The following is a 24,803-nucleotide window of genomic DNA, read 5'->3' as shown; positions in this document are numbered from 1 at the left end:
ATTGTATAAATCTGCGACAGAACCAATCATACAAAACATGCAAAACCTAATGATTGGCATCAGCGCCTATTAAATTAACATTAAACACCAACACAAATATATTTGAGCACCGGTGCTCGCTCCGGAATATAAATGGAGTGAAATAAGGCATTCGCTCCAACCTTAGTTGTTGATGTAGTTTGTGCAATCATGACCCACTGCGACCCTGTGGCACCATCATAAAGGCTGCATGAGCAGGCAAAGCATTCAGTTGTAAATGAAATCGGGAAATTAAATATCGCTTGTGATTGTCCCCAGCCGCCAGGATTTATTGCAGGGGCAATCTGCGTTGCTCTTACCGCCCCCCATTGAATAATCAATGGCTTATCCAGACCTTTCACAGGGACTGTTACATAACCATTTTGATTCAACAAACCAATAACAGCCGCCATTTTAGCCCCATCCCCCAACCCAAGATTCTCAAATACCTTGCTTACAAGTCCGGCATCAGCCATTTCTTTAAGCGCATTCGTAATCAGTGGGTATTGTTTATGCGGATTTGCGGCTTCAACATGCTTTTTCATCAAGTCATCAGCATAGGCTTTCACCTCGATAACCTTGTCATCTACATACTTGCGCGTTGCCAGCACCACGGACGGATCAATTTTGAGCGTTACAGCCTCGGTACTGCTGACGATCAGGATTACGCGAATGACCTGCACGCGCCCGCTGCCTTCCTGCAACTGCGGTTTGTAGGTCTCAGCACAGTTGGCAACCGCAATCATATCGCCGTCTTTATCAAACAGGCCGATCTCACGGATCCACCACCCGCCCACGTCTTCAGGTATAACCTGTTCCGCGATAATCTGATTGGTGTTTACGGGGTCGATAGTCAGCATGTTCAGTTGCGCACGGCGCAGCTCATGCGTCAGCGCGGTTTGTGCCGGGTTCGGTGTCGGCAGCGCACCATTGCCATCACCCACGGCCATCTGGGTGATCTCAACCTTCGCACCCAATGCCGTGGCGTTTGCCAGCTTTGCCGCCCCGATGTTGGTTAACAGGGCAAAATATTTAGTCGCCACTTGCGATCTCCACGGTATCAATTAAATGGACTGCCGCGCCGGTGTAGTCACCACCGCCCACGGATATGGTTTCCGGAAAATAAGGGTAAACGGTCAGCGTATCGCCGATATAACATCCCGCCCCGACTTCGATATACCCCTGCGACTGAAGCGAAAGGGACAGGCCAGTCAGGTGACGACTTCTCGGCTTTGCATCGTCAATAAGGCGCTCAAGCTCAAGATAGGTTTCCTCCGTAATCCCCTGTTCCTGAATGCCGATTTCAAGCCTGAAGGTTCCCGGCTCTTCGCCGCTTTGCCACCACTCGATCACGCGCAGCAGAAAGCCGAAAGGTTCAACGACGCGGCGCAAAGCGGAAATGGTGCCCTTCTGACGGTGAACCAGCCAGGAGGCTTTAATCACCTGCCGTTTAGTCTGTTCTGACCAGTTCTTATCCCAGCGGTCAACAGACAGCGCCCAGGCGAGATAAGGCAGAAGATCAGCCGGACATTCGTCCGGGTTCCACAGCTTGCGCAGGTCAACAGGAATATCGGTAAGCCGTTCCGTCACCTTCTCCGTACTGCGCATAAAACCGCTGGCCGAAGGCGGCAGCATGTTGTTATTCATCTGTGCCCCCGGTCTCGATCGTGAAGGACTCACACCGCGCCGCCTGCGTATCGGCGATCACAATATCGCTGGCAGGCTCCAGCAGTTCCACCCTCTGCACGCCCTGAACATGCAGCGCCGCCATAATGGCTGAGCGGGCAACGTCACGGCCAATCTTGCCCTGCTGATTCAGCCAGGACTGAAGCGCGTCCTGCGCGGCGGTATGGATTGGTTCAGACTCCGGGCCGGGGTAGAAATACAGCAGCGCATTGATCTGATAATTCACTATCTCCGCTGCCTGAACGGTCAGACGATCGGCAACGGGGCGCTTATCGTCAGCAGACAGCGCTTTATCCACCGTCGCCAGCAATTCCGCACTGGCAGTGCCGTCGCCTTCGGTGGACAGCACAGAGACCACCACCACGGCAGGCGACGGGCTGATCGCTTTGGCGTCCGCCACTTTGCCGCTGGCACTTTTGGCAAAATATTCATATGCACCGGTTGGCCCCGCCACGCTTAGCCCTTCAAACGCAGCCTGCGCCCGCAAACGCAGTGCGGTATCACTTTCCGTTACCGCGTCAGTAGTTGCCGTCTCCGGGGTGATGATCAGGCGTTCGGTGTTCAGGTTGCCCGCGAGATTATCAAGATCGGACGATACGGCATGGCTCAACATGCACGCCGCCGCGCCATCATTAATCCGCTGCCTGAGCATCATTTCACGGTAGGCAACCACCTGGGCGATCACGTTCAGCGGTTCGGATTCCAGCTCCAGCGCGGCGGCAACAGAAGCCTGCTGTTCCTGCGGGAATGCCGCCAGCATGACGGCTTTGACCTCGCTGAGAATGACTTCAAAGTCCAGCACTTCGATAATTTGCGGCTGCGGTAGCTGCGATAAATCAACTGTTGCCATTGCTGCCACTCCTGAGCGTAAGCGCAGTGCCTGCCGTCTGCATGGTTTCGGTAATAATGCCGACCAGTTCAGCGGTGACAGCGCCATCCTTTGAATAACTGATATTGATGCCGTTCAGGGCAATACGCGACTCCCACATCGTCAGGGCGATCACCGCCGCACTCATACATTGCAGGCGCGTCACTTCGTTTTGCGGTTCATCCAGCAGATCGGGGATCATGCTGCCGTAATCCCGGCGCATCACCCGGCTTGCCAGCGGCGTGGTCAGTATGTCGCGTACTGAATTCCACAGCTGATCGGTATCGGTAAGCTGGCCCGTGCCGTCCGGGTTCATCCCGGTATAACGAACAGTCATAGCGGTGCCCCTGTAGTGCCGCCGCTGTCGCCAGGGTGTTTGTGCGAGTGCAGGACTTTGCCGTTAGACGAAAGCGATCCGCCAGAATGAGTCACATCACCCTTCATCGTGCCACCTTCCGTCAGTTCGAACGTCCGCGCTTTCAGATGATCGGTGCATTCTACAACCGGCGTTTCAAGCGTGACGCTGACAGAGGCTTTGATATGTGCGGTTTTCATGCCCTGCGCTTCCAGCGCGCTGGCCTCTGCGTCATAGCGAAAAGAGGCACCGTCTGGCGCTGTCAGCACAATCTCTTTCAGGCTGCTGCCCGGTGCAGGATGGTCACTGCTGTAGAGACTGCCGATAATGACCGCCGTTTCAGGGTTGCCACCGATACAGCCCAGCCAGACCTGCTCACCCACGGAAGGCGGCACCCAGATATTGAATGCCCCGGCGCGCGTGGTGTTCCAGCGCAGCCAGTCGGTCTGAAGCTCGCCGCTTTGCACGCGCACGCGCCAGCTCTCTTCATCAACGGCAATAACGACGCCGACGCGGAGGACATTTTCCAGCAGGCGGATCAGTTCAGCGCTCATCGTGCGGCACTCCCCAGGCTGTTAACCACCTGCTCCGTAATCATCCGCTCATCGCCAGCGGTAAAGCCCAGCAGCTCACGCACCGGATATTTAGCAAAAGCACCCGGCCCGACCTGATCGCGCTGGCCGTACTGGTGCACACGCGCAATACGCGCGGCCACGCCGTCATAACCCACGGAAGTACCGCCAGAATCAGCGCGCATTTTGAGAAAGCGATAACTGCGCAACCGCTGAAACATCGGCACCTTCTTCGCAGTGCTGCGGCGCACTGAGCGCGTATTGATCTCGATGTAACGCTCAATGTCGCTGCGGTAAAAGGTGCGAATATCGTTGCGCTCTTCATCAAAGCCGGTAATCGTTCGTCCGTATTTTCCCCGCCCACCGTGCCAGTTTTTGAGGCGGCGGATCTCTCCCTGCCAGACAAATACAATACCCTGCTGAGAACGCAGCACCCGGCGACGGCGGGCAGGGTATGGCGAACCTTCCGGGGTTTGCTGCGCTTTAATGCGCTGTTGCTGGCTCTTTCGCAGTGCCTGACCAACCGCGCGAGCGGTGCGAACACGTCCAGCCTGCGAGGTGCCCGCCAGTATGTCGCTGAATACCTGATCCAGCTCACGGAAGAGATCGTTACTCATGTGCGTCAGCCTCCCACGTCACGTCCTCAAAGATGGCGCTCCAGTCGCCGTCCGCTGACGGGATGCGTGGTTTAGGTTCCGGCAAATGCTCCGCGCAAGGAATACCGTTTGCATCCAGAGTGACCTTCACGCGCTCGCGCAGCGGCATTTCAAAAAGAATGTCGGCGGTGTCGTCGTTGTTGATAAGGGTCGTAAATTTAATGTTCCGGTTCTTCTCCGGGTTCAGCAGCAGATCGGGCTGGTTGTGCCAGAGCCATGCCATTAACGGCAACGTGAAATCATCAATATCACCGGCAAAATTCATCACAAACAGCACCAGGGTATAGCGGTACATAAATGACGGTGTTTCGCCGGTCGTCTCAATGTTCCCTTCTTCCACAAAAACGGTGAAGGCTTCAGGATTGGCCCTGCACCATTTGTTAGCGCGGGTCAGGGTCTCGCGCAGTGAGTCAGCTTTCAGCATGGTGATCCCTTTTTAACGCCCGAAACGTTCAATCACACCCGCAATGATCAGCAGGTAAATAAGCGTCCAGTACGGGTGAGCACTCAAGTAATCGAATAAGGTCATGGTGTGGCCCTCGCGTGGTCGGTCAGTCTTTTCAGACGGCGCAGATCGAGATCGGCTATCGCCGCCTTATCGGCGTTGCAGGTATCCAGCGCATCGCGCAGGCGATCACTCCAGATAGCTATCGCGCCCCACGTTACCGGGGCGGCCAGTTCCGGCGCTGGCGTTGCTGCCGTCAGGCTTTCCGGTACTGGTTCGTGCACGATTTTCATTTGCGGCTGCGGCGGTACGGTGTTGCAGGCTGTTACTGACAGAAGCAGGCACAACAGTACTGGCACACGTATCGTCTTTGATGGCATCGCGCATGTATTCACGTCGCTTTTCTCCCTGGGCGTTTCTTTGCTGTTCGGTTGCCCGCAACTGTGCAAGGACTTCGCGGGCGTCAGCAGTCAGCGCCCGCAGCTCTCCAAGCACCTCACCATTACTCTTCACCTCGCGGGAAAGTGCTTCATTGCGGACGGCGTCTTTACCGCGTTGATGTGTCTGCCAGAGCAGGCCACCAGAGGCCAGCGCCAGCAGCGCACATAAAATGGCTGTAATCTTCACTTTCCAGCCTCCACGTCACGCAGGCACCACGCCTTAAAATCCGTTCTCCGGTTAACCAGCCCCTGGCTGCGTTTACCGCCGCTGTTTACAAAGTCCGTCAGCCGGTTACACATCGCCTGCCATTCATGCGCCTGCGCCTTCTTCCAGATGGTCGTGCGCTGTTTTCGCTTCTGGCTGTCCGTGAACCACATCAGGCCAGTACACCCCACATTAAGACCGGCATCCGTCATGGCCTCAAAGGCGGACTGTGGCATATGCCCGCCTTCAAAATTCTGGTTAATACAGTTTTCAGCGTGCCGCATATCGTTAATCCATCGGCCAGCAATTTCGCTGTCGCTGTACTCCCGCTTCTCAACGCGCCCTGTCGAACCTATTCCGACCGTTAGCACGCCAGCCGTGCAGTAATACGGTGTGTTCCGGCAATCTTCCCAGCCAGCAATCTTTTGCTGACCTTCAGGCGTTGTGCGCAGTGCGCTTGGACTCAATGTGATACCCAGCGCAACAATGGCCGCGATAGAGCACTTTTTAATAAGTTGTTTCATCTTCCGGCTCATTCTGTTGCAGAAGGTCAAGCGCCCGACGTTCTGACTTACTCATTTTCCTGTGCGCTGCCTGCTCAAGGATCTGGTTAATCAGTTCGTTTCGACGCTTCTGCCCTCGTTCGATGCGGGCGCGATAGAGCCATCCGCGGGCACCAAAAACCATCCCGACAAGAAGACCGGCCAGCGCAATCTTTTCGCTCAGTGTCATGACGCCGATACTCGTGACCATCGCTGACATCGTGAATGTCAGCCAGTCATTCAGGCGCTGAAAGAAACTTAATCCCATAGCTGCACCATCTCCTGTGTCGCTTTGTGCGCGATTTCCGGCAGTTCAATCTCCTGACCGGCTTCAAGAAAAACCTGCTGACTCAGCCCGGGATTGGCAGATAACACTTTTTCAGTTACACCCTGCGTGGTGCCGTAGTGACGCCAGCAAAGCAAATCCACCGTATCCCCCTGCAATGCCTTAACTTTCATCAGCAAAGCTCCGCATAGAGGCGTGGCGTGTCGCGAATGTCGGCGATACTCCAGCGGGCATCCCGCCAGAGATCATCCCGTTGCAGGTCAAGTGCAGCGGCGTCTTTGTCGCCTTTCGCCGTGGTATCAACGTCGCGATAGCCTTCAAGTACCAGCGCCCTGGCAATCGAATAGACTGCGCGGCGGAAGCGGTACACCTTCACGTTTTCACCGTTGATAACCAGCTTTTCCGTATCACCTGACGGCAGGACTGAAGGCACATCTTCCAGCGTGTGAAAACCTGCTTTGATCTGACCGGCACGCCAGTCAAGCAACTGCGCGGTGACATGGGCTACCGCTTCCGTGGTGACGTGCATCAGCCTGGACGTAGTGATACCGCCAGTGATACGCGCGGCCAGACGGAGATCGGCCAGTTTAATCACCGGCCAGAAGTCCCCGGCGCTGACGGTGGTATCACCATCATCAACATCGGGCGTATCGCTGTCGGCAGGCAAAACGCGCTTATTTGCCACAAGGCTGCTCATGCGCTTATCTCCCATAAATCAGGCGGTGGGCGGGTGGTTAAAAGACCGTATACGGGCAGATATCCACCCGCGCCGCCTGTCGGACGGGGCCGAAGTCGTTAATTCTTTTTCTGGCTGGCAGGCTTGCGTTTTGTCGCTTTGCCTGTTGCCGTCTTAGTCGTGGTTGTACGCGCCGTCGCTTTACCTGCTGCGCTGGCGGTGGTGGTCTTTTCAGGAACAGGCTCCGCAGTACCCTCAGTTTTGTCGGTGCTGGCCGTATCGCATTCACCCGTGCCGCCATCCGCAGACAGCTTCTTAACTTCACGGGCAAGCGTGGCAATCTCTTTTTTCACCCCGGCGTTGGGATTGCGCGTCAGCGCCTCACGGAACAGCGCCAGCGCTTCCGCTTTGGTCGCGATATCAGTCGCACCACGGCGGGCAAGTGCACGGGCCTTGCACAACTTGGCGCGCACCACATCCGGCATATCACTGTCGGCGACAATTCCCGCCACTTCGTCAAGCACTGCGATACCGGACGACAAATCAGCGTCGGCATCAGCAGCCGCGAGCGTCAACAGTGGCTTGCTCATTTCTTCGGTCAGGAATGTTGCCGCTGTGCGGTTGAAGTTATCCGGCAGCGTCAGCCCGTGGCGCACCACATAACGCCCAAGCCTCATCGCAAGCGCATAATCACGACAATCAATCGCCCAGACCATCAGCCTGGTAATGACTTCATCCTGCCGTCCGTTGTCGCCGTCGAGCGTGCCTTCAATCCATCCCTCATATTCAGGCAGCATGGATTTTTTCATTTCGGCTTTGGTTTCTTCGGACTGCACGCCGCTGAGGCGGGACAAGTCCATACGCAGGCGATGCAGAATTTGCTCATGCGCGGTGCGCTGGATATCGGATTCTTCATCCGCCTGGCCCCGGCGTTCTGCCATGACCTTCTGAAAATGTCGTTGTGCCGGTGTTAACATCGTCACTTCTCCCCGTCATGGCGGGGCAATGCCCCGCCGCTTCTGTCACTCGCCTGCCGGTTCGGCCTGGGCGAACTGAATGCCGTCAATGAACGCAACATTGCCGTAGTCTTCAATGACGAAGTCATCGTTTGACGACTGATACGTTGCGACACGGTTGTATTCCGGCTCTTCTTTGATCGTCCGGCGCAGACCGCCACGCTGGTAGTACACCGACAGGTTTTTGAACGGCGTGATCAGCACGCCATTTACCTGGAAGTAAGGCGCGATAAAGGTCGGCATATTGCCTACGCGCTCCTGCGCGACAATAAGCTGACCGGCCAGCATTTCGGTATTCGGGTTGGTCTGGCTTAAGGCGTTGATGGCCGAGAAATTGCTGCTCGTCAGCAGGTCGCCCGCCAGAATCACCACGTTATCCGGGTTACGTTTGTGCCATTCATCCATCAGACTGTTTTTGGCGTCGTACACCGCAGCGCCAATGTTGCCGTAGGTACCTTTTGCGACAATCTTGTTATCTTCATCGCGCGAGGTGATCGTCACATTGGAAATGACGCGGTGCGGCGCTTCCTGGCGGATTTTTTCCAGCCAGCCAATGCCACAGTCCTGCAACAGCGGGTTAGCGGCACGGTCAGACGGGTCGCTGTACTTCACGCCGTTAAAGCCAATCATGATGCGGTCAAGCGACATCTGGCGGGCCATTGCCTTACTGATCAGCGGCTGGAACTCCGGCATGTGCGCCCACGCATCAAGCTGTTCATAGCTGATGCCGTAGTCATAGTTGACCTTGCGACACATGTAGTCGAACGGCTCCATTGAATGATTTGAGCCAGGGTTGCGACGACTGGTAACACTGTTGTTTACGCCAGCCATCGGGCCTTTGCTGCCGATCAGGACTTTCTGGCCGATCTGCTGGTTTACGCCAAACACATTAATTTTGCTCAGGAAAGAATCATCCTGCTGTGCGGCCTGTTCAAGGCGCTGCTGACGCGTCGGATCTACGGCAAATTTTGCAGCGACAGCGGCGGTTGATACGCCGTTGAGTTGTGCCTGCCGGGCGATGTACTGATCAAATAGCTGGCGGGTATTGTTATCCATGTTCTCTGCTCTCTTTGTGAATATCAGTAATCAGCCAGTTGCGCGTTAGCGCCACCGCTTGCGGGTTCCCGCTGGCTGAAATTGGCGTCTGTGCTTCCCAGCTTGCTGGTCAGCGCGGCAAGATCGGAGGTCAGCTTCTGGATGTCCTGGCTGTCCTGCTCGCGGGCGCGGCTCAGGTCATTAAAACTGTCCAGCAGATCGGCATGGGATTGGGCGACGTTCTCCACGGCGTCACGCACCTGGCTGAACTGCTCACCGTCAGATTTACGGCCTTTGCCGATAATCCCCATGATGCGCCCGAACCACTGCTTACCTTCATCGCTGCGCTGCTCGGCCAGTTCGATGATTTCTGCCTCAATGGCATCGGTGAACAGCGGGGCTTCACCCTGCTGATTGTTGAAGGACATAACCTGCTGACGCTGCTGCGCGGCAAATTTCAGGCGCTCGGTGCCGAGGCTGGCCGGGGTATCGGTCATCGCCAGCCCCATGACATACGCCTTGCCGTTAAGCGCAAACTGCGGATGCAGTTCAATGCTGGAGTAAATTTTCTTACCTTCTTCCGTCAGCTTCTTCATGCGCTCAGAAGGTTCGATCTCGGCGTAAAGCGCGGTGCGCCCGGCGAGCGGGCCTTCGCTGATATCTTCAGCACTCAGCGCCGTCACATCACCCATCGCGCCGAAATCACTGCCGGGGAACGGCGAAAGGTAGTGCTCCACGTTGACGCGTGCGCCGTACACGTCCGGGCTGTAGTTTGCTGCTGCATCACGAAGGTGCTCAGGGCGAATTTCACGCCCGTCAACGGTGGCACCGGAGACAGCAACGCGGAATTTCTTACGGGCTGGTTTAGCTGCGCTGGCCATGTCGATAATCCTGTTGAGTGGTTTCTGTACGGCCATGATGGCAGAGCGTAACCTGCTGTCTCAACGAGGTTTTGTTGTCGGAGGAAGGCCAGACCATAAAGGGGGCGATAGCGGGATCGCGCGCGGGGTAATCTTCACTCCATAAACGGTGGAGGGCAGATGATACAGGACGCTTTTGTACGTCAGAGGGCAAAACAACTTTACTGGCAGGGCTACCCGCCAGCGGAGATCGCGCGCCTGATGGGGATTAATCAGAACACAATTTACGCTTGGAAGAAACGCGATGAATGGGATGAAACGCCGCCCGTCCAGCGCGTCAGCCAGTCGATGGATGCGCGCCTCATCCAGCTTACGGACAAGAAAGACAAGACCGGGGGAGACTTCAAGGAGATTGACCTGCTGACCCGGCAACTGAAAAAGCTGTCTGACGGACAACCGGCAGGGGCTGGCGCGGGCAAAAAGCCACGCAAGCGCAAGCTGAAAAACCACTTCACCGAAGAACAGATCGTCGCGCTGCGGGAGAAAATACTTGATTCCCTTTCGTGGCATCAACGCGGCTGGTATGAGCAACGCCATCACCGAAACCGCATGATACTGAAGTCCCGCCAGATTGGCGCAACCTGGTACTTTGCACGCGAGGCGTTGCTTGATGCGCTGCGCGATGATGTGAAATACCCGTACCAGCGCAACCAGATATTTTTGTCTGCATCCCGCCGTCAGGCGCACCAGTTCAGGGGATTCATTCAGAAGATGGCTGAAGAGGTGGACGTTGAGCTTAAGGGCGGTGACAAAATCGTACTGAGTAACGGCGCAGAGCTGCATTTCCTCGGCACGTCCGCTGCAACAGCGCAGTCATATACGGGCAACCTGAAGTTTGACGAATTCTTCTGGGTCAGCAACTTCACCAACCTGCGAAAGGTTGCAGGTGCGATGGCAACGCTGAAGGGGCTGACGCGTACCTACTTTTCCACGCCGTCAGGCGAGACCCATGAGGCCTACCCGTTCTGGACGGGCGATCGCTGGAATGAGAAACGCCCGAAGGCACAGCGCAAAGCGTTTGATGTGGGCTGGAAAACGCTGAACAGCGGGCTGTTATGCCCGGATAAAACCTGGCGTCAGATTGTCACCCTGAAGGATGTGATAGACCACGGCTGGGAATATACCGACCTTGAAGAGATTCAGGATGAAAACAGCGAGGATGAATTCCGCAACCTGTACATGTGCGAGTTCGTGCGCGATGGCGAGTCAGCCTTCAACCTTAACGCACTGATTGGCTGCGGGGCAGATGGTTATGACGAATGGCCGGACTGGAAGCCTTTCGCGTCCAGGCCGATGGGTAATCGCCCGGTCTGGATAGGCTATGACGCCAACGGCAGCAGCGGCAACGGTGACAGCGGCGCGATTTGCGTTGTGGTTCCGCCACTGGTGCCGGGCGGTAAATTCCGTACGGTGGAAACAGAACAGGTGCGCGGCCTTGAATTTGAAGAGCAGGCGAAAGTTATCGAAAACTTCACCTTCAAATACAACGTTCAGCATGTCGGCATCGACGTGACGGGCGGTAATGGTGAAGCCGTTTACCAGATAGTGAAGAAGTTTTTCCCGATGGCGATGCCCTACACCATGTCAATGACGTCAAAGCGCGCCTTGGTGCTGAAAATGCTACAGCTGATCCGCGCCGGGCGATGGGAATATGACCGCAGCGAGCGCGCCCTGATCAACGCCTTTAACTCTGTTCGCAAGGTAAAGACGCCGGGCGGATTCATCACCTATGACACTGACCGCTCGCGCGGCGTCAGCCACGGGGATTTAGCCTGGGCGAATATGCTCGCCATTATTAACGAACCGCTGGGCCAGGAGAGTGGCAGCGGCGGGTTTGCTATGGAGTTCTGATGAAGAAGCGCACCTACAAAAACAATCACACTGCCAGCAGTGGCGGTGCCGGACAGCCTGATATTTCTGACGCGCTGAGAAGCGATCCGGCGCTCAGCGCCTTCACGTTTGACGGGCCATATTCAGTAACAGACGGCTATGATCTGCTGGACAGCATGTGCTGCGTCGATAATGGCCGGTACTACGAGACGCCAATAGACTGGAAAGGGTTAACCCGTGCGTTCGCACAGTCCCCGCTGCATCAGTCGGCGCTTTATTTCAAACGTAATGTGCTGACCGGGTGCTATATCCCTCACCCGTTACTCTCACGTCAGGCGTTCTCTGCGTTTGCACTGGACTGGTTTGTCTTCGGCAATGCCTATCTTGAGCGTCGGTCTAATCGCCTGGGAGACCCGCTCAAACTTAAGCATGTTCCGGCCCTGAACACGCGACGGGGAAGCGACCTTGATACCTACTGGTTTATCCGGCAGTGGAAGGATGAATACGAGTTCAAGGCGGGCGAAGTCTGCCACATCATGAACCCGGACATTCATCAGGAAATCTACGGTATGCCGGAATATATGGGGGCGCTACTGTCCGCCAGCCTGTCACATTCCGCCGATAAGTTCCGCAAACTCTATTACGATAACGGATCCCATGCCGGATGTATTCTCTATGTCGGTTCGGAGAAGGTGGATCAGGAAAGCATAAAGGTGGTGCAAAAGACGCTGTCACAGGCCAGAGGAAAAGGCTCCTTCAAAAACGTGCTGATCCACGCGCCGGGCGGCGGCAAGGATGGCGTGCAACTGTTGCCGTTCAGCCAGATATCGGCAAAGGATGAGTTTCTTAACATCAAATCAGCAACGCGCAACGATTTGCGCGACGCTCACCGCATCCCGCCGCAGCTGATGGGCGCAATGCCGGAAGGCAACGGCTCGCTAGGTGATGTTGAGAAGGCCGCGCGCGTCTTCGCCATCAACGAAATGTTGCCAGTGATGGAGGCAATGAAGGGCGTCAATGACTGGCTCGGTCAGGAAGTGATCCGCTTTAATCCCTACGCTCTGCTCAAAGACGAGTAACCCGCTCCACCCGCCGCACATCCTGCGGCGGTTCTCTTTCAGTAATTTTCAATCCCCGCATGACCGGCCACCTGATCACCACTCAGCGCAGCATTTAACCCCCTCACTCAGAGCGCATGAGCGCCATTCTGGCAGGCGCAATCTGCAATTTACCCCGCACACATCCAGAAGTGAGAAAACGCGCGGAGAAGGCGAAAAAGGCCGGAGAATGGCAATTAAAGGCATCACCTCCCGACCCTCCGTCGCGTGGGCTGTTCCCCCGTCACCTGCGCGCGACATTTGCTTCGTTTTTTGTGCATTTGCCGATCCGGGGGCAGACCTCGCCACCACAGGGCGGAAAGGGCATAAATAGCCTCAAAAAAATTGTGCAAATTTGTGCACTATTGTGCAACAGAGAAAGAAGGCCCGGAGGGAAGAAAAGCCGCCGTTAAAAGGCAGCTTCTCAGGTCAGTGGGGATTGATGGATAGTCGGCGCAAAACAGCAGCAACATCACCGCTGCTTAGTGACCCCGTCGCTGCGGATACGGTCAGTTCTTCCAGTTCATTACCTTCATCACGGATATCAATACCATTGCGCTTTAAAAAAGCCATCGCAACGAAAAAGGCGGTTCGCTTGTTGCCATCATTGAAGATATGACCACGCGAAATGGCGACGAGATACATCGCAGCGAGTTCGTGGATATCTTCAACGCCTTCATAGTAAAGCTGGTTCTGAACACGATAAATGATCGCCTCTGCTCTTCCCGGTTCTGGCATCCCCTGAACGCCTGGCAAAGCTGCAAGCAGACGATCATGAAACGCTATCACCTCCTGAGCGCTGATCCATTTCATCTGTCGGCCAGCGCCTTAATGGTACGACCGTGTCGCCCCATAATTTCGGCAAATTCAGCATCAAGCTTTGCTTCCTGCCACGCATTGAAATCATCGCGGCTGATAAGCACGGCAGCAGAGCCATCGCGGCGGGTTATTTCTACAGGTTCGCCAGCCGTAGCCGCTTCCATTACCTCAGCAATGTTTTGCCGGGCCTGAGATGTGGTATAGGTTCGCATATGACCTCCTTTGATGTACAAATTAAATGTACAACACAAACGTACAACACGCAACACCATCACCTGAGCCAGACTTATTTAGCATTGAGCGCCACGTTGTGGCGCTGGCGGACTCTTTGCCGCCCGCACCCGCAGAATCGCTATACCCGGCGTAACGCGTTACGCCAGCCATACCGATTGCCATAAAAACACGGTATCAATGACTGTCGCTTTCATCTTCAGCATTAGGCGCTTTTCTGGATTCAAAGTATTTCTTCTCTGCTGCTGCAACGCGCGCCTGGTGCTCAGGATAGTCGCGAAATACATCCGATACCGGCCAATCAACTGGCGGGATCACAGGCTCCGGGTTATTGCTGGTCTGCTTTTCATTTGAACGCGCCTGCTTTCGCTGTAATTCACGTTCTTCATGCGAGGACTCGCGATAATAAAGCCAACTCCGGTAATCGTCTTCCCGCTCAAAATCATCATCATGATACCTTCCCATGCAGCCCCCTGTTGATGAGCGCAACCTTAAGCCTTCCCAGAAGCGCGTCATTCTCCTGTTTTCTTTCTGCTTTTTGCCTTTGTTCGGCATCGTCACGACGCTGTTTGATTGCTGCCGTTCCGATCAACTTCGCCGTACATGCCAGACACAGCCCCTCGTTACCGAATGCCTTATCATCCGGGGTTAATTCAGCATTACAGTTCCTCGCCCTACAATATGACGCTTTGGTTTTTTCTACCAGATAGCCACCTTTCAGGTAAACCATCTGATCACCAAAAGACAGCGCAGCCCCACACCGAAGAGCATGAATATCAAGTTCCGATTTTATGCCCCATGCTGAAAGCTGATATTTAAGCGATTCCGTCAGTGGCACAGGCTTCACGGTACTGTTTTTACGGGTTGGCACTTCATTGCGGATAGCTGCGGCCACTTTCATGTAGTTTTCTGCCCGCGCCTGATCGACCTCATCACAATCTGACGCGGTTATAGCGCTGGCAAGCGACTCAAACACATCGGCAGGTGATTTTTGCCGTTCCGGTTTGAAGTTTCTGAGGCTTTCGTTGAGCCGTTTTTTCTGCTCGCGGGTCATTTGACCAATTTCATACTGTTCAGGCTCAACTGGTGGGGAATTGTCACCCCCTGATTTTGTATGTTTTTTAACCTCGGTACAGTTATTGACACGAGTCCTAGAGGGCGCGGACGCGCCCCGAAGGTCAAAATCAAAGTCAACGGCCTGCCCGGAGTCGTCTAAAACTTCCGGTTTCTTACGCACAATGCGGTAGGTATGCAGGCGGGTTTCAATGGGTGGGATGTGAACGGCTGGCATCACCAGGCCTTTGATAAGATCCAGATACTCGCCGTAATCATTCGGCTCGTCCTTCTGCTGGTACCAGATGCGCAACGGCAGATCACGGCGGGCAACCAGTGCCCCGCCCTGCAATTGGGTGTATTGCTGCCAGTCGCCAGCATCCGCAGCGCGGTGCAGCTCAGCAAATAGCGGGTTTATCTTGTCGGCCTGTTCCTGATTGCGGAACCGGCGCAACTCACGCCAGACCGATACCGGCGCGCCGCCCAAAAACTGAAACTGACGGATGCCCCAGCACGATGCCCACGCGGTAGCATGTTTTGACGTTTCTTTCAGCGGCCGACCGCTCTCGTCGTCGGTTTCACCGTCGAGCGCGTAGCCGTCAATATTCTTACTGATGTACTTCACCACGTAGCCGGTGGCGCTGCCGATTTCCTGATCGATCGGCTTCATATCAAAGCGCGGTTGATTACCGTGTTTTCCCTGCAACTCTTCCGCATCCTCGCGGGTTGCGTAGTCTTCCATTACTTCCAGCAGTTCAGCGGAATGTTCAGGCAAAGAGAACAGCAGACCGTGCCAGTGCGGCGTACCATCGTGGTGAGACTCCGCCACCCTCAGACCAAAGACGGGGATTTCACGGCGGGCCAGCTCAGCACGGATCTTTTGCCATACCCGGTTAAGGTAGCGCTGCGTTGCTCTGGGGCTGGCACCATTCCATTTGGCATTACGATGACCGAATACGGTATATGCGTGATATTTGGAAGGCGCAGTCAGAGTAAAAAACTGGCCTGCATAGCCGCTTTCGGTGGCAACTTTCTCAAAGCCGCCGATACGGGTCATAAGTTCAACGCGGCGCAATGCCGGGTTGGATATGCTCTTATCGATCTGCTCAATAAGCGAAATACGCTCTTTGGTGTCCTGGTCTTCCAGCTCAAGGCGGGCCATGATCGCGCGGCTGCGCTTGCGTCTGGCATCCCACTCATCAACGTGGTGCTTACTGCAATACGGTGCAGCGCCCCGCTTTACATCACCAAAGGCAATATGCAGGTGCTCACGCCAGCGGGTGGCGTACTTTTTCAGGTTACGGTGCCAGTAGCGATCATCCAGCATCTTGCTAATGCCGGTAGTAGCCTCATCAATAAACAGCGCCCCCCGGCAATACTTTGTCCAGCTCGGCGGCGTAAGAAAGAAAAGCCGCGCGAGGACAGCCGCTTCGGTGTAAAGGTATCCGGCATATTTACGATCACTTTGCGTCTCTACCGTTTCGTGAACTTCACTCAGCACAGACCGCATATAGATAGCGATATCCTGCGCCAGTAGCTCAACATCTTCCGGCGTGAAGTCCGGCAGGTGGTTAAAGCGCTCAACCAATCCATGCAGAGTGTTAAACGTGTGGTAAAGCGGGTTTAACCCTTTGAATGCTGTATCAGCCTGAGATTTAGCCTCATCGGTCATCGCAATAGCGTATTGCTCATTCACCATGTTGATAGGCGGCAGATCCCTGCGGATGATATCGCGCAGCGCCAGACGGGCGATGTGTCTGCCCTTCATGGTGTGAATGCTGTCAATGCGGGAGGCCAGACGCAGGCGAATAAAGCGAGGTAGCGGCGCAAGGGTAACTTTCACCCACGCCAAAAACTCCTGTTCTTGACCCAGCTCAACTAGATCAACAACGGGAGTCTTATCAACACAAATGGCAGCTTTTGGCTTCTGCCATTCGTAATCGTACCGGGTGGCGTCTGGTGCGCTACCCGGATACGGAGGGGGCGGAGTTGGGGCGCTGCGCCCACTTGCTGGGGCGCTCATCAGAACGGCAACTCATCATCAAAATCAGCGGTGTCATAACTCCACGTAACGGCGCGCCCTGGCTTAAATTTGTATGCTTCTTTAGCCGTATCGAATGTAAATTGATTACGAACATAGACCCCTTCACAGACGTCAAAAGCTTCAAATTCAACAACCCAAAAATCATGCAATTTCCAGCGGTCTAGGATGCGATCAACTGCCGCATAAACCGTGGCATAAGCATCAGTGCGAGCTAAATCAATAGCCATCCAAACGGGAAGATCGAGAGTGGTTTCCATGCTCATTCGCCCCCACTTGCCGGGCATCCTTCAACGATGCCCAAAGTGCCGATCACTTCTTTGGCCTTCTGGCGGTTGCTGGCGTCAGTGCTAACGGAGCGCTGCACGTCGATTTCATGCAGGCGGAAACGGTGGTAAATCTCGCGGGTGGTTTCGGTGTCACTGTTGGAAATGACAACCGGCGCGCCATATTTGCGGTTAACTTCCAGCAGCTCCGCCGCTAACTGGCGGTGGTGCTTCTCGGTGAATGGCTCAGTGTGGTATTGGGTGAAATTGGCGGTTTCGCTGGCAGGCAGGTACGGCGGATCGCAGTAGATGGCTTCATCTGTCCCAACCATCACTTTGAGGGTGTTTTGAAACGAGCTGCACAGGAAAATAGCTTTGGTGTCGTTGGCCTTCTCAGCGAACTGACGGATCTCCGCTTCCGGGAAGTAAGGCGCGGTTTTGTGCTGACCAAACGGCACGTTATAACCGCCGCTCTGGTTGTAACGCACCACGCCGTTGTAGCCGTGGCGGTTGAGGTACAGAAACAAAGCCGCGCGGGCCACATCAAGCAAGCCTTTTGTACCGTTGAAAATGCGGCGGTTCTGTAAGTATTCCTCTTTGGAATTGCCGGTCGCAAAGAGCGGGCGGGCAAGATCAATCACCAGCTCAGGATTGCTCTTCACCTCACGATAAAGGCGGATCAGATCCGGGTTAATATCCGCAAGAATATAGCGGCGATAATCGGTATTGAGGAACACGGAAGCGCCGCCAACAAAAGGCTCAACGAGGCAACCAGCCTTTGGTAAATGCGGCAGTAATTCAGGCATCACGCGGCTTTTGCCACCGGGCCATTTGAGTAGTGATCGAATCATCTTGCTTTCTCCTGAGTGCAGGAAGCCCGGCGCGGTGATGCGCCTGACTACTGGTTAATCATTCAGTGGTTAATTGACTACGCCATCCGGCGCGGGTGGTGGTGATTCGCGTAACGCCTGAATTTCAAGGCGTGGCGCAGCATGATCGGGAAACTCCCACGGCAACGCCGCAGCCAGCTCAGCAAGGCGCTTAATGCCCAACATCAGGCTCACTTTGTCCTGAGAGCTGAACTGTTCGAAAGGCATGGTGAGATGGGAATGAGTCAGCGACGGCAAATCTTTAAACCGCTGCGCAGCTTCGTTTGCCAGCAGGATGATCACCTTTTTCTGAGTCTCGCCCAGACGGTTGAAACGGCTCGCCGTGTCGTTGGCGCGGGAAACTGAAATGCTCGACTGCAAACGCGCGCGCTGCTGTAGGAACATTTGACGCCCGGATACTGGTTTTTCTTGTCCGATACTCATAATCCTATCCCCCATCGCTACTACTTATCAGGCGCACTACTCGCAAGTAATGCCTCGGTTAAGTGCCGGGTTTTAGCCATGCCCGGCGCATGGTTTTGTGGTAATTTCGTTATGCCGCCTTCCAGCAAGAAGCGAGCGGCATAACTACCCACCAACAAAAGGAAATAAAAAGTTGGAAGATGAAAAAATTATTGAACTCCTGAGTTCCGCCATTGAAGCCCTGGAATCCATAGATGCCAGACCAGCTAATAACAATGGGGTCTCGGAAACTATTCGCGATCTGGCGAATAAGATTCATAAGACTGCTTATGAGAAATATCCTCACACTGGTGGTGTCTGGGTGTTTTAATTATGTGTTCTGGCCTCCGATAGCATTACGGAGGCTTTTAATGTTTTCAGGGGTTAGTTCAATACTTACTACTAACGGACTTTTTATACACAGAGTCTTATTTCCATCCGTTGACGAAAATTGATTAATACCCGTGTGATCATAATGCTGTGGTACATCCCCCTGACTTACTCGTGCAATAAACGACCTAATTTCGGCAATGGTTTCAATATCTGCATCATCAGAGCATAATGCCACGCCGCACAAGTGGTGAAGGCTATGGCGCAACATAGTAATGGAGTAACCACCTGATGGAGACCCATGCTGATTACTCAGATGGTAGACATGAAGTATCTTATTTATTCTAGCTTCGTATTCTTCTTTCATTTTTATCTCCATGATTTTTAGTTTGCTTTCTCGCGTGTTCTTGGTGAGTAAATGCGCCATCACTTAATAAAGTGACTACAAGTAGAAAAAGTTTTATCTGTTACTTAATGACTAAAGCAGCTTTTTGAATAGCCTCGCTAAGGCACTAAATAAGCCTTTGTTTATCTTCTTCGTATAAACAAAAGGCTTACTCATACCCTTAATAAAACGTACCTTGTTAGGCTCCGGCTTAAAGAAGCGGCCGTCCGGGCATTCAATCCAGCCGCGCGTATTGCGGTAGTGCGTGACCTGGCAACCATGCTTTAACAGGCTGGCAAGTGATGGGGCGTTATCGTTCATATCGTGTACCTGCTACAGTTGCCTACGGGCTTTTAGTTCAACTTCTTCACGGCGGGCTTGATATTCTGCAAGCGCCTTAATTCTTTGCTGCTTTACTTTTTTACTCCGCAGGCGGATTAAAAATTGAATTAAAGACAAAACAAGAACAGCAAAGAGAGAAAGCCCGATAATCATTTCAACTTTCATGATTTCTTCCACTATTCAGCCGTTCAATTGTTCTCATTGCTTCAGCTAAGGCAAAGTCACGGCCATAGTAATTATCAATACCGCCGTTATCATCCCGCTTATTTATCAAATACGAATTGCTTCTGTTGAAAGCATTGCATGGTGATTTGCGGATAGTGAAGCCGTTAAAGACATAAACGTTTTTGCTTACCTGAACCAAACCCGGAATGCTTCCGGCATGTGTCCCATGTTGTAAATAGCGCTTTTTCATGTCTGATTTTCCCTATGCCCGGCCATGTGATAGCACATTGCGGCTATTACGCTTCAACACATTGTGTTTGTTTCCGGTGGTGCGTCGATAAGTGGCTTTGTCGCGCATTAGTCTGTCGATGTAATGCCTTTCTTCAGGGGTGACCAGTGCGCGGCAATGCGCTACAGCCTCCCAATATTCTTGAAGCATGATGAAACGTTTTGGGCGCTTTGAACCGGGCATTCCTTCGCGGTGAACTGGAATCTGCGCGCGATCCATCAGGTTGCGAACTGATTTGAGAGTACGTCCAGTGAGGTAGGCAAACTCGGCAGGGGTGACGTAGATCTGCGTTTGTAGTTCTTCGGTGTTCATGTCGCGAATGGCATCAGCTTGCGTTTGGGACATTTTGCAGATGCGCGCAACTCTGGCGCTGTCTAACGGGAACTGCCGTAAATGTTGAGATCCCGCGTTTAATTCGATTTCTCGTGATTCTGTCATTTGATAGACTCCCTGATTAGCCATTAAAGAGGCTTGCTGAGTCCTCTTTTGGTTGGGTCGCCACATGTGTTTGATGTGGAGTTTGGTTGAATTATGTGGAGATGTGCAAAATATGTCAATAACACAACAAGAGAAATTATCCCTAATCCGTTTTTCTGAGCGCTTATCAAAAAGGCAACTTACTGATTTAGTTGGGATAAATTACGCTACGTATCATGGATATGAGAGTGGAAAATCACGAATGACTTTAGATTCTGCGATCAAAATATTCGGGCACCCCAGATTTCATAAGTATCAAGAGTGGTTCTTATATGACCGCGTTGATCCAAGCCGAGGCCAGATAGCACCGGCTCTCGCACACAATGGGCCTGGAGAAACAAAATCAGACCTCTCCGGGAAACAGACTGGTTAACGATCTATAAGCATTACATTTTCACTATTTGTTACCAGGATAGTGAACTGACTATTGGAGGGATTTCTTATGTCCGTTAAGAAACTCGAAGATGGTCGCTATGAAGTGGATGTAAGGCCTAGGGGGCGCGACGGAAAGCGCATCCGTAGGAAGTTTGAACGCAAAGCTGAGGCACATGCTTTTGAGCGCAGCATCATTGCGAAGTACCAGAATCATGAATACCTGAACCGGCCAGCAGATAAACGACGCTTAAGCGAATTTATAGCGCTTTGGTGGCAACTTATCGGACGCAACAAGAGTTATGCAAATCGCCGTCTCAGTGCCGTTAATTGCATATGCACCGACATGGGGGATCCAATGATTTACCAGATTGATGCGAGAAGCCTGATTGATTACCGGGCCTATCGACTTGAACAAGGGATCAAAGCATCCACTATCAACCATGATCTGTTTGCCCTTAGTGGCATATTCAAATCAATGGCAGAGATTGACGAGTTCCATGGGGAAAACCCGGTAAGTGCGATCAAGGCACTGAAAGAGCCTAAAACCGAAATGACCTATCTGACACAAGAGGAAGTTGAATGTTTGCTGGGGATGACGGCGGGTGATTACTACCGTATAGCCGTTTTACTTTTAGCTACCGGTGCTCGTTGGGGTGAGGCTTATCAGCTTAAGGCTGAAAATATAGTCGGGAACCGTGTAATGTTCACTCTCACAAAAAATGGTGAACGGCGCGTTGTCCCGATCTCCGATGAGGTTGCTAGCATTGTTAAAAACCGCAAATCAGGGCGTTTATTCCGTGTTAGTTATAAAACGTTCCGCCTCCGGATGAAGGCTGCAAAACCTAACTTGCCAGATGGACAGGCGGCCCATGCTTTGCGGCACACTTTCGCAACGCACTTCATGATGAAGGGGGGCAACATTATTGCCTTACAGCGAATTTTGGGTCATGCGGACATTTCTCAAACGATGGTTTACGCACACTTCGCACCAGACTATTTGCTGGACGCTGTGAGCTATAATCCTCTCAGCGGCATGTCCACATTGTGTCCACACTCTGGAGGCAATGAGGGGGTTTTAAAGGCTAGTTGAGTCTTTAAAATATTGATTCGGCGCAGTACCTTACGGGGCTGCGCCTTTCAGAATCCCACCATCAAGGGGAAGGTCAAATACAGGCTGTTAAAAGGGACAGAATGCCAGAATGGGTGGGTAAAAAATGTGCAGCCCGTGTCGCGGGTAGGGGTGGAAAAGCAAAAAGCCCCGGGTTATCCGCGGGGCTTTTATGCATCGTTTCGGCGTCAGACGAGCTGTGTGCCAACTAACCCGAATCGGATTATCTGAGCGGCGAGCCTTTGCCGGGGTTGCGCAGCAGGGCGCCTTCAGGGCCTGTCCGCTTCACTGTCAGACTTAATCGTTAATGATGGTCACGATACAGGGTTTTTTACGCGTTATCGCGGGGTGACGCACTGGCGCATTTAACGCAAAAAATACTGTACAACACCGCTGTGACGTCCATCATCCCTTCGGTCTTGTGAAGAGGACCAGTATGCCCAGAATAATGTCGCCAATCACCCAAATGCCGCCAATAGCCATGACACCTAAACCGGCACCGATCGCAGCACCCGCTCTTTCCGCATCAGAAGCCGCGTTGTTGACCAACTCGCCGCTTCCACTTAATCCGGCAACAAGGCAGTAGATCATGAGAATGTTAAACAGGATGAAAGCCCATTTGATGACTTTGCCAAAGAACGAACGGCGTGGTTTTCTGAGCTGTCATGGCACATGACGGACAACGTAATGCTGAATCACTTACTTCCTTATGACACTCCGGGCAGCTGACTAAAGCCATAATCACTCCTTAATTTATGTGATTAACAGTTACAAATGGGCGGAATTTTATAGGATTTTTACGCATTGACAAGATTTATGTGGCTGTTTTTTATGGCGTTGCTTTGAGTGCCGTGCTTGTGCACGGGCGGCCTGGGGTAGAGGAAGAGCTGCCAACGTAAGCAACATAAGGGAAACAGGAATCAACGCGCGGTCTCTGAAGCCTGACGATGAGCAGGCTCAGACCTCAGAAACGGGGTGATGTGCGCTATAGTTTCTCAGGAAAGCGGGTCAACATAGTGAAGTGAAACCAGGGTGATAAGGCAGAGGCTAAACAGGTAAACTGAGTATTAAGCCAGCAGCGTGCAAACGTTGTTTTCATCATCCCGCTAACTGTTAAGGGGAAGGGCAGGGAATCCATTATGAATATTAGTGCCGTAGCGAAAAAGACCGGACTGACCAGCAAGGCTATTCGTTTTTATGAGGAGAAGGGCGTCGTGACGCCCCCGTTGCGCGGGGATAATGGTTACCGGCATTACAATACGCATCATCTTGATGAGCTGAATCTACTGCGCCAGGCGCGCCAGGTTGGCTTTACGCTGGATGAATGCCGCGAACTGGTTGCGCTGTTTAACGATCCTGAGCGTCACAGCGCCGATGTGAAGGCGCGTACGCTGCAAAAAGCCGATGAGATTGCTGCGCATATTGAAGAGTTGCACGCCATGCGCGCACGTTTGCTGGCGCTGGCGGCAGCCTGTCCGGGCAACGACAGTGCAGACTGCCCCATCATTAATGACCTGGCAGGTTGCTGCCGTCAGGCTGACGGCAAACGTGGCTGAATACGTAGCGTGATGCCTTCAACGGCCACGATGACCACTTCGGTTCCGGCAGGCAAATTGTGTTCGGCCTGAACGCGCCAGCTGCTGTCACCGATGCGCACATGTCCGATACCGTTTTGCAGCGTCTGTTCCAGCGTCAGGTGTAAACCAATCATCTGACTGCCGCGCTGATTCAGTGAACTGGGCTGCTGCTGACGTTCGCGGTAGCGTAGCCAGCGAGACCATAAAAATACGCTGACCAGTGTGAACAGGGCAAACAGCATCCCTTGTGCGGCCCAGTTCATGGGGAGAAACCAGACTACAAGGCCAACCAGTATGGCGGCCAGCCCGCTCCAGAGCAGATAACCACTGGTACCCAGCATCTCAGCCGCCAGCAGTAAGCCGCCCAGCGTCAGCCAGAATCCGTGCGGATGCGCCACAATTTCGCTGAGCATCAGCGCGTTGACTCGCTACGGGTTTCTTTTAACAACTCACTGATACCGCCAACGGCGCCCATCAGGCTGCTGGCATCTAGCGGCATCATCACCACTTTACTGTTGCTGGATTCGCCAATTTTTTGCAGCGCGTCGGTATATTTCTGCGCCACAAAGTAGTTCACGGCCTGGATATTGCCTGAGGCAATGGCGTCCGACACCATTTTTGTCGCACGGGCTTCCGCTTCGGCCTGGCGCTCACGCGCTTCTGCCTGAAGGAAAGCTGACGTTCTTTCCCCTTCCGCTTTCAAAATCTGGGCCTGTTTCTCTCCCTCCGCGCGCAAAATCTCTGCCTGACGCACGCCCTCCGCCGTTAAAATATCGGCACGTTTGGTGCGTTCGGCCTTCATTTGCGCATTCATAGCACCGATCAGCTCCTGCGGCGGCCGGACATCGCGGATTTCGATACGGGTGATTTTTACGCCCCAGGGATTGGTGGCTTCGTCCAGAATATGCAGCAGGCGCGTATTAATGCTGTCACGCTGGGACAGCATCTCGTCAAGTTCCATGCTGCCCAGCACGGTGCGCATATTGGTCATAGTGAGATTGAGGATAGCCAGTTCAAGATTACTGACTTCATAGGCAGCCCGTGCCGGATCGATAGCCTGAACAAAACAGACGGCGTCGATGGTCACGTTCGCATTATCTTTGGAGATGATCTCCTGGGAGGGAATATCCAGCACCCGTTCCATCATGTTGATCTTATGCCCGATACGATCCATGAAAGGCACGACCAGACTCAGGCCGGGCTGCAGTGTACGGGTATAACGACCAAAGCGTTCAACTGTCCACTGGTAACCTTGCGGCACAATTTTCACGCCGGACCAGACAATGACCAGTGCGACCAGGATAAGAACGGGAATAACCGTGAACATATAACCTCCGGGTGGCTTTGTTGAATAATAGGTAATCATT

35 protein-coding genes and 1 pseudogene are annotated in these 24,803 nt (G+C 53.5%); 5 read left to right on the top strand and 31 right to left on the bottom strand.

What is annotated here, in order from left to right; genetic code table 11:
• Nucleotides 1–80 precede the first annotated feature (80 nt).
• From F7Q90_RS27055 to F7Q90_RS03565, 16 genes are all read right to left on the bottom strand, one after another.
• Nucleotides 81–1,061 carry a phage tail protein gene (locus tag F7Q90_RS27055; RefSeq protein ID WP_006117900.1) on the bottom strand — a complete coding sequence of 327 codons (981 nt, stop codon included), beginning with the start codon at nucleotides 1,059–1,061 and terminating at the stop codon, nucleotides 81–83.
• Entirely contained in the window at nucleotides 1,051–1,665 is a 615-nt protein-coding gene (locus F7Q90_RS03635) for a phage tail protein I (protein ID WP_006117899.1), read from the bottom strand. Before F7Q90_RS03635 ends, F7Q90_RS27055 begins: the two co-directional genes overlap by 11 nt.
• Nucleotides 1,658–2,554: a baseplate assembly protein gene (locus F7Q90_RS03630; RefSeq protein WP_006117898.1), complete on the bottom strand. Its 897-nt coding sequence runs from the start codon at nucleotides 2,552–2,554 to the stop codon at nucleotides 1,658–1,660. Before F7Q90_RS03630 ends, F7Q90_RS03635 begins: the two co-directional genes overlap by 8 nt.
• Nucleotides 2,541–2,909, bottom strand: a complete 369-nt coding sequence (locus F7Q90_RS03625; protein ID WP_006117897.1) for a GPW/gp25 family protein — start codon at nucleotides 2,907–2,909, stop codon at nucleotides 2,541–2,543. Before F7Q90_RS03625 ends, F7Q90_RS03630 begins: the two co-directional genes overlap by 14 nt.
• Nucleotides 2,906–3,481 carry a phage baseplate assembly protein V gene (locus F7Q90_RS03620; protein ID WP_006117896.1) on the bottom strand — a complete coding sequence of 192 codons (576 nt, stop codon included), beginning with the start codon at nucleotides 3,479–3,481 and terminating at the stop codon, nucleotides 2,906–2,908. The genes F7Q90_RS03625 and F7Q90_RS03620 overlap by 4 nt, the downstream gene beginning before the upstream one ends.
• Nucleotides 3,478–4,116, bottom strand: a complete 639-nt coding sequence (locus tag F7Q90_RS03615; protein WP_006117895.1) for a phage virion morphogenesis protein — start codon at nucleotides 4,114–4,116, stop codon at nucleotides 3,478–3,480. Before F7Q90_RS03615 ends, F7Q90_RS03620 begins: the two co-directional genes overlap by 4 nt.
• Complete coding sequence (locus tag F7Q90_RS03610; RefSeq protein ID WP_006117894.1) at nucleotides 4,109–4,579, bottom strand: phage tail protein; 471 nt, start codon at nucleotides 4,577–4,579, stop codon at nucleotides 4,109–4,111. The genes F7Q90_RS03615 and F7Q90_RS03610 overlap by 8 nt, the downstream gene beginning before the upstream one ends.
• Before the next feature lie 101 nt (nucleotides 4,580–4,680).
• Nucleotides 4,681–4,893 carry an Rz1-like lysis system protein LysC gene (gene lysC, locus F7Q90_RS28095; protein WP_044241390.1) on the bottom strand — a complete coding sequence of 71 codons (213 nt, stop codon included), beginning with the start codon at nucleotides 4,891–4,893 and terminating at the stop codon, nucleotides 4,681–4,683.
• A complete protein-coding gene (locus tag F7Q90_RS03600; protein ID WP_006117893.1) occupies nucleotides 4,790–5,227 on the bottom strand; it encodes a DUF2570 domain-containing protein in 438 nt (145 codons plus the stop codon). Before F7Q90_RS03600 ends, lysC begins: the two co-directional genes overlap by 104 nt.
• On the bottom strand, nucleotides 5,224–5,769 hold the full coding sequence (locus F7Q90_RS03595; RefSeq protein ID WP_044241388.1) for a lysozyme: 546 nt from the start codon (nucleotides 5,767–5,769) through the stop codon (nucleotides 5,224–5,226). Before F7Q90_RS03595 ends, F7Q90_RS03600 begins: the two co-directional genes overlap by 4 nt.
• Nucleotides 5,753–6,055 carry a hypothetical protein gene (locus tag F7Q90_RS03590; protein ID WP_006117891.1) on the bottom strand — a complete coding sequence of 101 codons (303 nt, stop codon included), beginning with the start codon at nucleotides 6,053–6,055 and terminating at the stop codon, nucleotides 5,753–5,755. Before F7Q90_RS03590 ends, F7Q90_RS03595 begins: the two co-directional genes overlap by 17 nt.
• Complete coding sequence (locus F7Q90_RS03585) at nucleotides 6,046–6,246, bottom strand: tail protein X (RefSeq protein WP_006117890.1); 201 nt, start codon at nucleotides 6,244–6,246, stop codon at nucleotides 6,046–6,048. Before F7Q90_RS03585 ends, F7Q90_RS03590 begins: the two co-directional genes overlap by 10 nt.
• Nucleotides 6,246–6,770, bottom strand: a complete 525-nt coding sequence (locus tag F7Q90_RS03580) for a head completion/stabilization protein (protein ID WP_006117889.1) — start codon at nucleotides 6,768–6,770, stop codon at nucleotides 6,246–6,248. The genes F7Q90_RS03585 and F7Q90_RS03580 overlap by 1 nt, the downstream gene beginning before the upstream one ends.
• A gap of 98 nt (nucleotides 6,771–6,868) precedes the next feature.
• The gene (gpM, locus tag F7Q90_RS03575) at nucleotides 6,869–7,726 is read right to left on the bottom strand and encodes a phage terminase small subunit (RefSeq protein ID WP_006117888.1); all 858 of its coding nucleotides are present in this window, start codon (nucleotides 7,724–7,726) and stop codon (nucleotides 6,869–6,871) included.
• A 45-nt stretch (nucleotides 7,727–7,771) separates the two neighbouring features.
• On the bottom strand, nucleotides 7,772–8,821 hold the full coding sequence (locus F7Q90_RS03570) for a phage major capsid protein, P2 family (protein ID WP_006117887.1): 1,050 nt from the start codon (nucleotides 8,819–8,821) through the stop codon (nucleotides 7,772–7,774).
• Nucleotides 8,822–8,844: 23 nt separating this feature from the next.
• Entirely contained in the window at nucleotides 8,845–9,681 is an 837-nt protein-coding gene (locus F7Q90_RS03565) for a GPO family capsid scaffolding protein (protein ID WP_006117885.1), read from the bottom strand.
• Between the two features lie 159 nt (nucleotides 9,682–9,840).
• Between F7Q90_RS03565 and F7Q90_RS03560 the strand changes: the two genes are divergently transcribed.
• Both F7Q90_RS03560 and F7Q90_RS03555 read left to right on the top strand, forming a co-directional pair.
• Entirely contained in the window at nucleotides 9,841–11,571 is a 1,731-nt protein-coding gene (locus F7Q90_RS03560) for a terminase large subunit domain-containing protein (RefSeq protein WP_006117884.1), read from the top strand.
• Entirely contained in the window at nucleotides 11,571–12,629 is a 1,059-nt protein-coding gene (locus F7Q90_RS03555) for a phage portal protein (protein WP_006117883.1), read from the top strand. The genes F7Q90_RS03560 and F7Q90_RS03555 overlap by 1 nt, the downstream gene beginning before the upstream one ends.
• Before the next feature lie 447 nt (nucleotides 12,630–13,076).
• Here F7Q90_RS03555 and F7Q90_RS03545 read toward each other — a convergent pair whose 3' ends face one another.
• The 7 genes from F7Q90_RS03545 to F7Q90_RS03515 form a co-directional block, all read right to left on the bottom strand.
• A complete protein-coding gene (locus tag F7Q90_RS03545) occupies nucleotides 13,077–13,460 on the bottom strand; it encodes a type II toxin-antitoxin system death-on-curing family toxin (RefSeq protein WP_006117882.1) in 384 nt (127 codons plus the stop codon).
• A complete protein-coding gene (locus F7Q90_RS03540) occupies nucleotides 13,457–13,678 on the bottom strand; it encodes a type II toxin-antitoxin system Phd/YefM family antitoxin (RefSeq protein ID WP_006117881.1) in 222 nt (73 codons plus the stop codon). Before F7Q90_RS03540 ends, F7Q90_RS03545 begins: the two co-directional genes overlap by 4 nt.
• A 196-nt stretch (nucleotides 13,679–13,874) precedes the next feature.
• Entirely contained in the window at nucleotides 13,875–14,162 is a 288-nt protein-coding gene (locus F7Q90_RS03535) for a hypothetical protein (protein ID WP_006117880.1), read from the bottom strand.
• A complete protein-coding gene (locus tag F7Q90_RS03530) occupies nucleotides 14,146–16,593 on the bottom strand; it encodes a replication endonuclease (protein WP_006117879.1) in 2,448 nt (815 codons plus the stop codon). The genes F7Q90_RS03535 and F7Q90_RS03530 overlap by 17 nt, the downstream gene beginning before the upstream one ends.
• A 179-nt stretch (nucleotides 16,594–16,772) precedes the next feature.
• Nucleotides 16,773–17,051, bottom strand: a complete 279-nt coding sequence (locus tag F7Q90_RS03525) for a hypothetical protein (protein ID WP_141119355.1) — start codon at nucleotides 17,049–17,051, stop codon at nucleotides 16,773–16,775.
• Between the two features lie 2 nt (nucleotides 17,052–17,053).
• On the bottom strand, nucleotides 17,054–17,908 hold the full coding sequence (locus F7Q90_RS03520; protein ID WP_006117877.1) for a DNA adenine methylase: 855 nt from the start codon (nucleotides 17,906–17,908) through the stop codon (nucleotides 17,054–17,056).
• A gap of 69 nt (nucleotides 17,909–17,977) precedes the next feature.
• The gene (locus F7Q90_RS03515; protein ID WP_044241384.1) at nucleotides 17,978–18,370 is read right to left on the bottom strand and encodes a hypothetical protein; all 393 of its coding nucleotides are present in this window, start codon (nucleotides 18,368–18,370) and stop codon (nucleotides 17,978–17,980) included.
• A 172-nt stretch (nucleotides 18,371–18,542) separates the two neighbouring features.
• Here F7Q90_RS03515 and F7Q90_RS26590 point away from each other — a divergent pair, with 172 nt between their 5' ends.
• Nucleotides 18,543–18,719 (top strand): hypothetical protein, encoded by a 177-nt coding sequence (locus tag F7Q90_RS26590; protein ID WP_006117875.1) that lies wholly within the window; start codon nucleotides 18,543–18,545, stop codon nucleotides 18,717–18,719.
• Here F7Q90_RS26590 and F7Q90_RS03510 read toward each other — a convergent pair whose 3' ends face one another.
• The 5 genes from F7Q90_RS03510 to F7Q90_RS03495 form a co-directional block, all read right to left on the bottom strand.
• A complete protein-coding gene (locus F7Q90_RS03510) occupies nucleotides 18,720–19,085 on the bottom strand; it encodes a hypothetical protein (protein ID WP_141119354.1) in 366 nt (121 codons plus the stop codon).
• Between the two features lie 111 nt (nucleotides 19,086–19,196).
• Nucleotides 19,197–19,424, bottom strand: a complete 228-nt coding sequence (locus F7Q90_RS03505; protein ID WP_006117874.1) for a phage filamentation protein Fil family protein — start codon at nucleotides 19,422–19,424, stop codon at nucleotides 19,197–19,199.
• Between the two features lie 12 nt (nucleotides 19,425–19,436).
• The gene (locus tag F7Q90_RS26585) at nucleotides 19,437–19,610 is read right to left on the bottom strand and encodes a hypothetical protein (protein ID WP_006117873.1); all 174 of its coding nucleotides are present in this window, start codon (nucleotides 19,608–19,610) and stop codon (nucleotides 19,437–19,439) included.
• Complete coding sequence (locus F7Q90_RS03500; protein WP_071988726.1) at nucleotides 19,600–19,860, bottom strand: hypothetical protein; 261 nt, start codon at nucleotides 19,858–19,860, stop codon at nucleotides 19,600–19,602. Before F7Q90_RS03500 ends, F7Q90_RS26585 begins: the two co-directional genes overlap by 11 nt.
• A gap of 12 nt (nucleotides 19,861–19,872) precedes the next feature.
• Nucleotides 19,873–20,337, bottom strand: coding sequence for a hypothetical protein (locus F7Q90_RS03495; RefSeq protein WP_237166073.1), 465 nt, complete (start codon nucleotides 20,335–20,337; stop codon nucleotides 19,873–19,875).
• A 481-nt stretch (nucleotides 20,338–20,818) separates the two neighbouring features.
• Between F7Q90_RS03495 and F7Q90_RS03485 the strand changes: the two genes are divergently transcribed.
• On the top strand, nucleotides 20,819–21,841 hold the full coding sequence (locus F7Q90_RS03485) for a phage integrase (RefSeq protein ID WP_006117870.1): 1,023 nt from the start codon (nucleotides 20,819–20,821) through the stop codon (nucleotides 21,839–21,841).
• A gap of 423 nt (nucleotides 21,842–22,264) precedes the next feature.
• Here F7Q90_RS03485 and F7Q90_RS03480 read toward each other — a convergent pair.
• Nucleotides 22,265–22,598: pseudogene (locus tag F7Q90_RS03480) on the bottom strand (hypothetical protein).
• A gap of 400 nt (nucleotides 22,599–22,998) precedes the next feature.
• On the opposite strand from F7Q90_RS03480, the gene cueR reads away from it, so the two are divergent.
• Nucleotides 22,999–23,415 (top strand): Cu(I)-responsive transcriptional regulator, encoded by a 417-nt coding sequence (gene cueR / locus F7Q90_RS03475; protein WP_006117867.1) that lies wholly within the window; start codon nucleotides 22,999–23,001, stop codon nucleotides 23,413–23,415.
• Here the strand turns inward: cueR and F7Q90_RS03470 are convergent.
• Nucleotides 23,391–23,849 (bottom strand): NfeD family protein, encoded by a 459-nt coding sequence (locus F7Q90_RS03470; protein WP_006117866.1) that lies wholly within the window; start codon nucleotides 23,847–23,849, stop codon nucleotides 23,391–23,393. The genes cueR and F7Q90_RS03470 overlap by 25 nt on opposite strands.
• Nucleotides 23,849–24,763 (bottom strand): SPFH domain-containing protein, encoded by a 915-nt coding sequence (locus tag F7Q90_RS03465; RefSeq protein ID WP_006117865.1) that lies wholly within the window; start codon nucleotides 24,761–24,763, stop codon nucleotides 23,849–23,851. Before F7Q90_RS03465 ends, F7Q90_RS03470 begins: the two co-directional genes overlap by 1 nt.
• Between the last annotated feature and the right edge of the window lie 40 nt (nucleotides 24,764–24,803).

Source organism: Pantoea stewartii subsp. stewartii, from assembly GCF_008801695.1.
GTDB lineage: Bacteria > Pseudomonadota > Gammaproteobacteria > Enterobacterales > Enterobacteriaceae > Pantoea > Pantoea stewartii.
Note: the sequence above shows the minus strand (reverse complement) of the source record. Positions and strands in the feature narration are given on the sequence as shown.

Coding starts and splice junctions, on each gene's coding strand:
- F7Q90_RS03565 (WP_006117885.1), bottom strand. CDS start 9,681: ATGGCCAGCGCAGCTAAACCAGCCCGTAAGAAATTCCGCGTTGCTGTC.
- F7Q90_RS03610 (WP_006117894.1), bottom strand. CDS start 4,579: ATGCTGAAAGCTGACTCACTGCGCGAGACCCTGACCCGCGCTAACAAA.
- F7Q90_RS03525 (WP_141119355.1), bottom strand. CDS start 17,051: ATGGAAACCACTCTCGATCTTCCCGTTTGGATGGCTATTGATTTAGCT.
- F7Q90_RS03520 (WP_006117877.1), bottom strand. CDS start 17,908: ATGATTCGATCACTACTCAAATGGCCCGGTGGCAAAAGCCGCGTGATG.
- lysC (WP_044241390.1), bottom strand. CDS start 4,893: ATGAAAATCGTGCACGAACCAGTACCGGAAAGCCTGACGGCAGCAACG.
- F7Q90_RS03570 (WP_006117887.1), bottom strand. CDS start 8,821: ATGGATAACAATACCCGCCAGCTATTTGATCAGTACATCGCCCGGCAG.
- F7Q90_RS03580 (WP_006117889.1), bottom strand. CDS start 6,770: ATGAGCAGCCTTGTGGCAAATAAGCGCGTTTTGCCTGCCGACAGCGAT.
- F7Q90_RS03485 (WP_006117870.1), top strand. CDS start 20,819: ATGTCCGTTAAGAAACTCGAAGATGGTCGCTATGAAGTGGATGTAAGG.
- F7Q90_RS03625 (WP_006117897.1), bottom strand. CDS start 2,909: ATGACTGTTCGTTATACCGGGATGAACCCGGACGGCACGGGCCAGCTT.
- F7Q90_RS03535 (WP_006117880.1), bottom strand. CDS start 14,162: ATGGGAAGGTATCATGATGATGATTTTGAGCGGGAAGACGATTACCGG.
- F7Q90_RS03545 (WP_006117882.1), bottom strand. CDS start 13,460: ATGAAATGGATCAGCGCTCAGGAGGTGATAGCGTTTCATGATCGTCTG.
- F7Q90_RS03495 (WP_237166073.1), bottom strand. CDS start 20,337: ATGACAGAATCACGAGAAATCGAATTAAACGCGGGATCTCAACATTTA.
- F7Q90_RS03560 (WP_006117884.1), top strand. CDS start 9,841: ATGATACAGGACGCTTTTGTACGTCAGAGGGCAAAACAACTTTACTGG.
- F7Q90_RS03505 (WP_006117874.1), bottom strand. CDS start 19,424: ATGAACGATAACGCCCCATCACTTGCCAGCCTGTTAAAGCATGGTTGC.
- F7Q90_RS03515 (WP_044241384.1), bottom strand. CDS start 18,370: ATGAGTATCGGACAAGAAAAACCAGTATCCGGGCGTCAAATGTTCCTA.
- F7Q90_RS03585 (WP_006117890.1), bottom strand. CDS start 6,246: ATGAAAGTTAAGGCATTGCAGGGGGATACGGTGGATTTGCTTTGCTGG.
- F7Q90_RS03465 (WP_006117865.1), bottom strand. CDS start 24,763: ATGTTCACGGTTATTCCCGTTCTTATCCTGGTCGCACTGGTCATTGTC.
- F7Q90_RS03620 (WP_006117896.1), bottom strand. CDS start 3,481: ATGAGCGCTGAACTGATCCGCCTGCTGGAAAATGTCCTCCGCGTCGGC.
- F7Q90_RS03540 (WP_006117881.1), bottom strand. CDS start 13,678: ATGCGAACCTATACCACATCTCAGGCCCGGCAAAACATTGCTGAGGTA.
- cueR (WP_006117867.1), top strand. CDS start 22,999: ATGAATATTAGTGCCGTAGCGAAAAAGACCGGACTGACCAGCAAGGCT.
- F7Q90_RS03630 (WP_006117898.1), bottom strand. CDS start 2,554: ATGGCAACAGTTGATTTATCGCAGCTACCGCAGCCGCAAATTATCGAA.
- F7Q90_RS03510 (WP_141119354.1), bottom strand. CDS start 19,085: ATGAAAGAAGAATACGAAGCTAGAATAAATAAGATACTTCATGTCTAC.
- F7Q90_RS03635 (WP_006117899.1), bottom strand. CDS start 1,665: ATGAATAACAACATGCTGCCGCCTTCGGCCAGCGGTTTTATGCGCAGT.
- F7Q90_RS26585 (WP_006117873.1), bottom strand. CDS start 19,610: ATGAAAGTTGAAATGATTATCGGGCTTTCTCTCTTTGCTGTTCTTGTT.
- F7Q90_RS03615 (WP_006117895.1), bottom strand. CDS start 4,116: ATGAGTAACGATCTCTTCCGTGAGCTGGATCAGGTATTCAGCGACATA.
- F7Q90_RS03595 (WP_044241388.1), bottom strand. CDS start 5,769: ATGAAACAACTTATTAAAAAGTGCTCTATCGCGGCCATTGTTGCGCTG.
- gpM (WP_006117888.1), bottom strand. CDS start 7,726: ATGTTAACACCGGCACAACGACATTTTCAGAAGGTCATGGCAGAACGC.
- F7Q90_RS03470 (WP_006117866.1), bottom strand. CDS start 23,849: ATGCTCAGCGAAATTGTGGCGCATCCGCACGGATTCTGGCTGACGCTG.
- F7Q90_RS03500 (WP_071988726.1), bottom strand. CDS start 19,860: ATGAAAAAGCGCTATTTACAACATGGGACACATGCCGGAAGCATTCCG.
- F7Q90_RS03590 (WP_006117891.1), bottom strand. CDS start 6,055: ATGGGATTAAGTTTCTTTCAGCGCCTGAATGACTGGCTGACATTCACG.
- F7Q90_RS03555 (WP_006117883.1), top strand. CDS start 11,571: ATGAAGAAGCGCACCTACAAAAACAATCACACTGCCAGCAGTGGCGGT.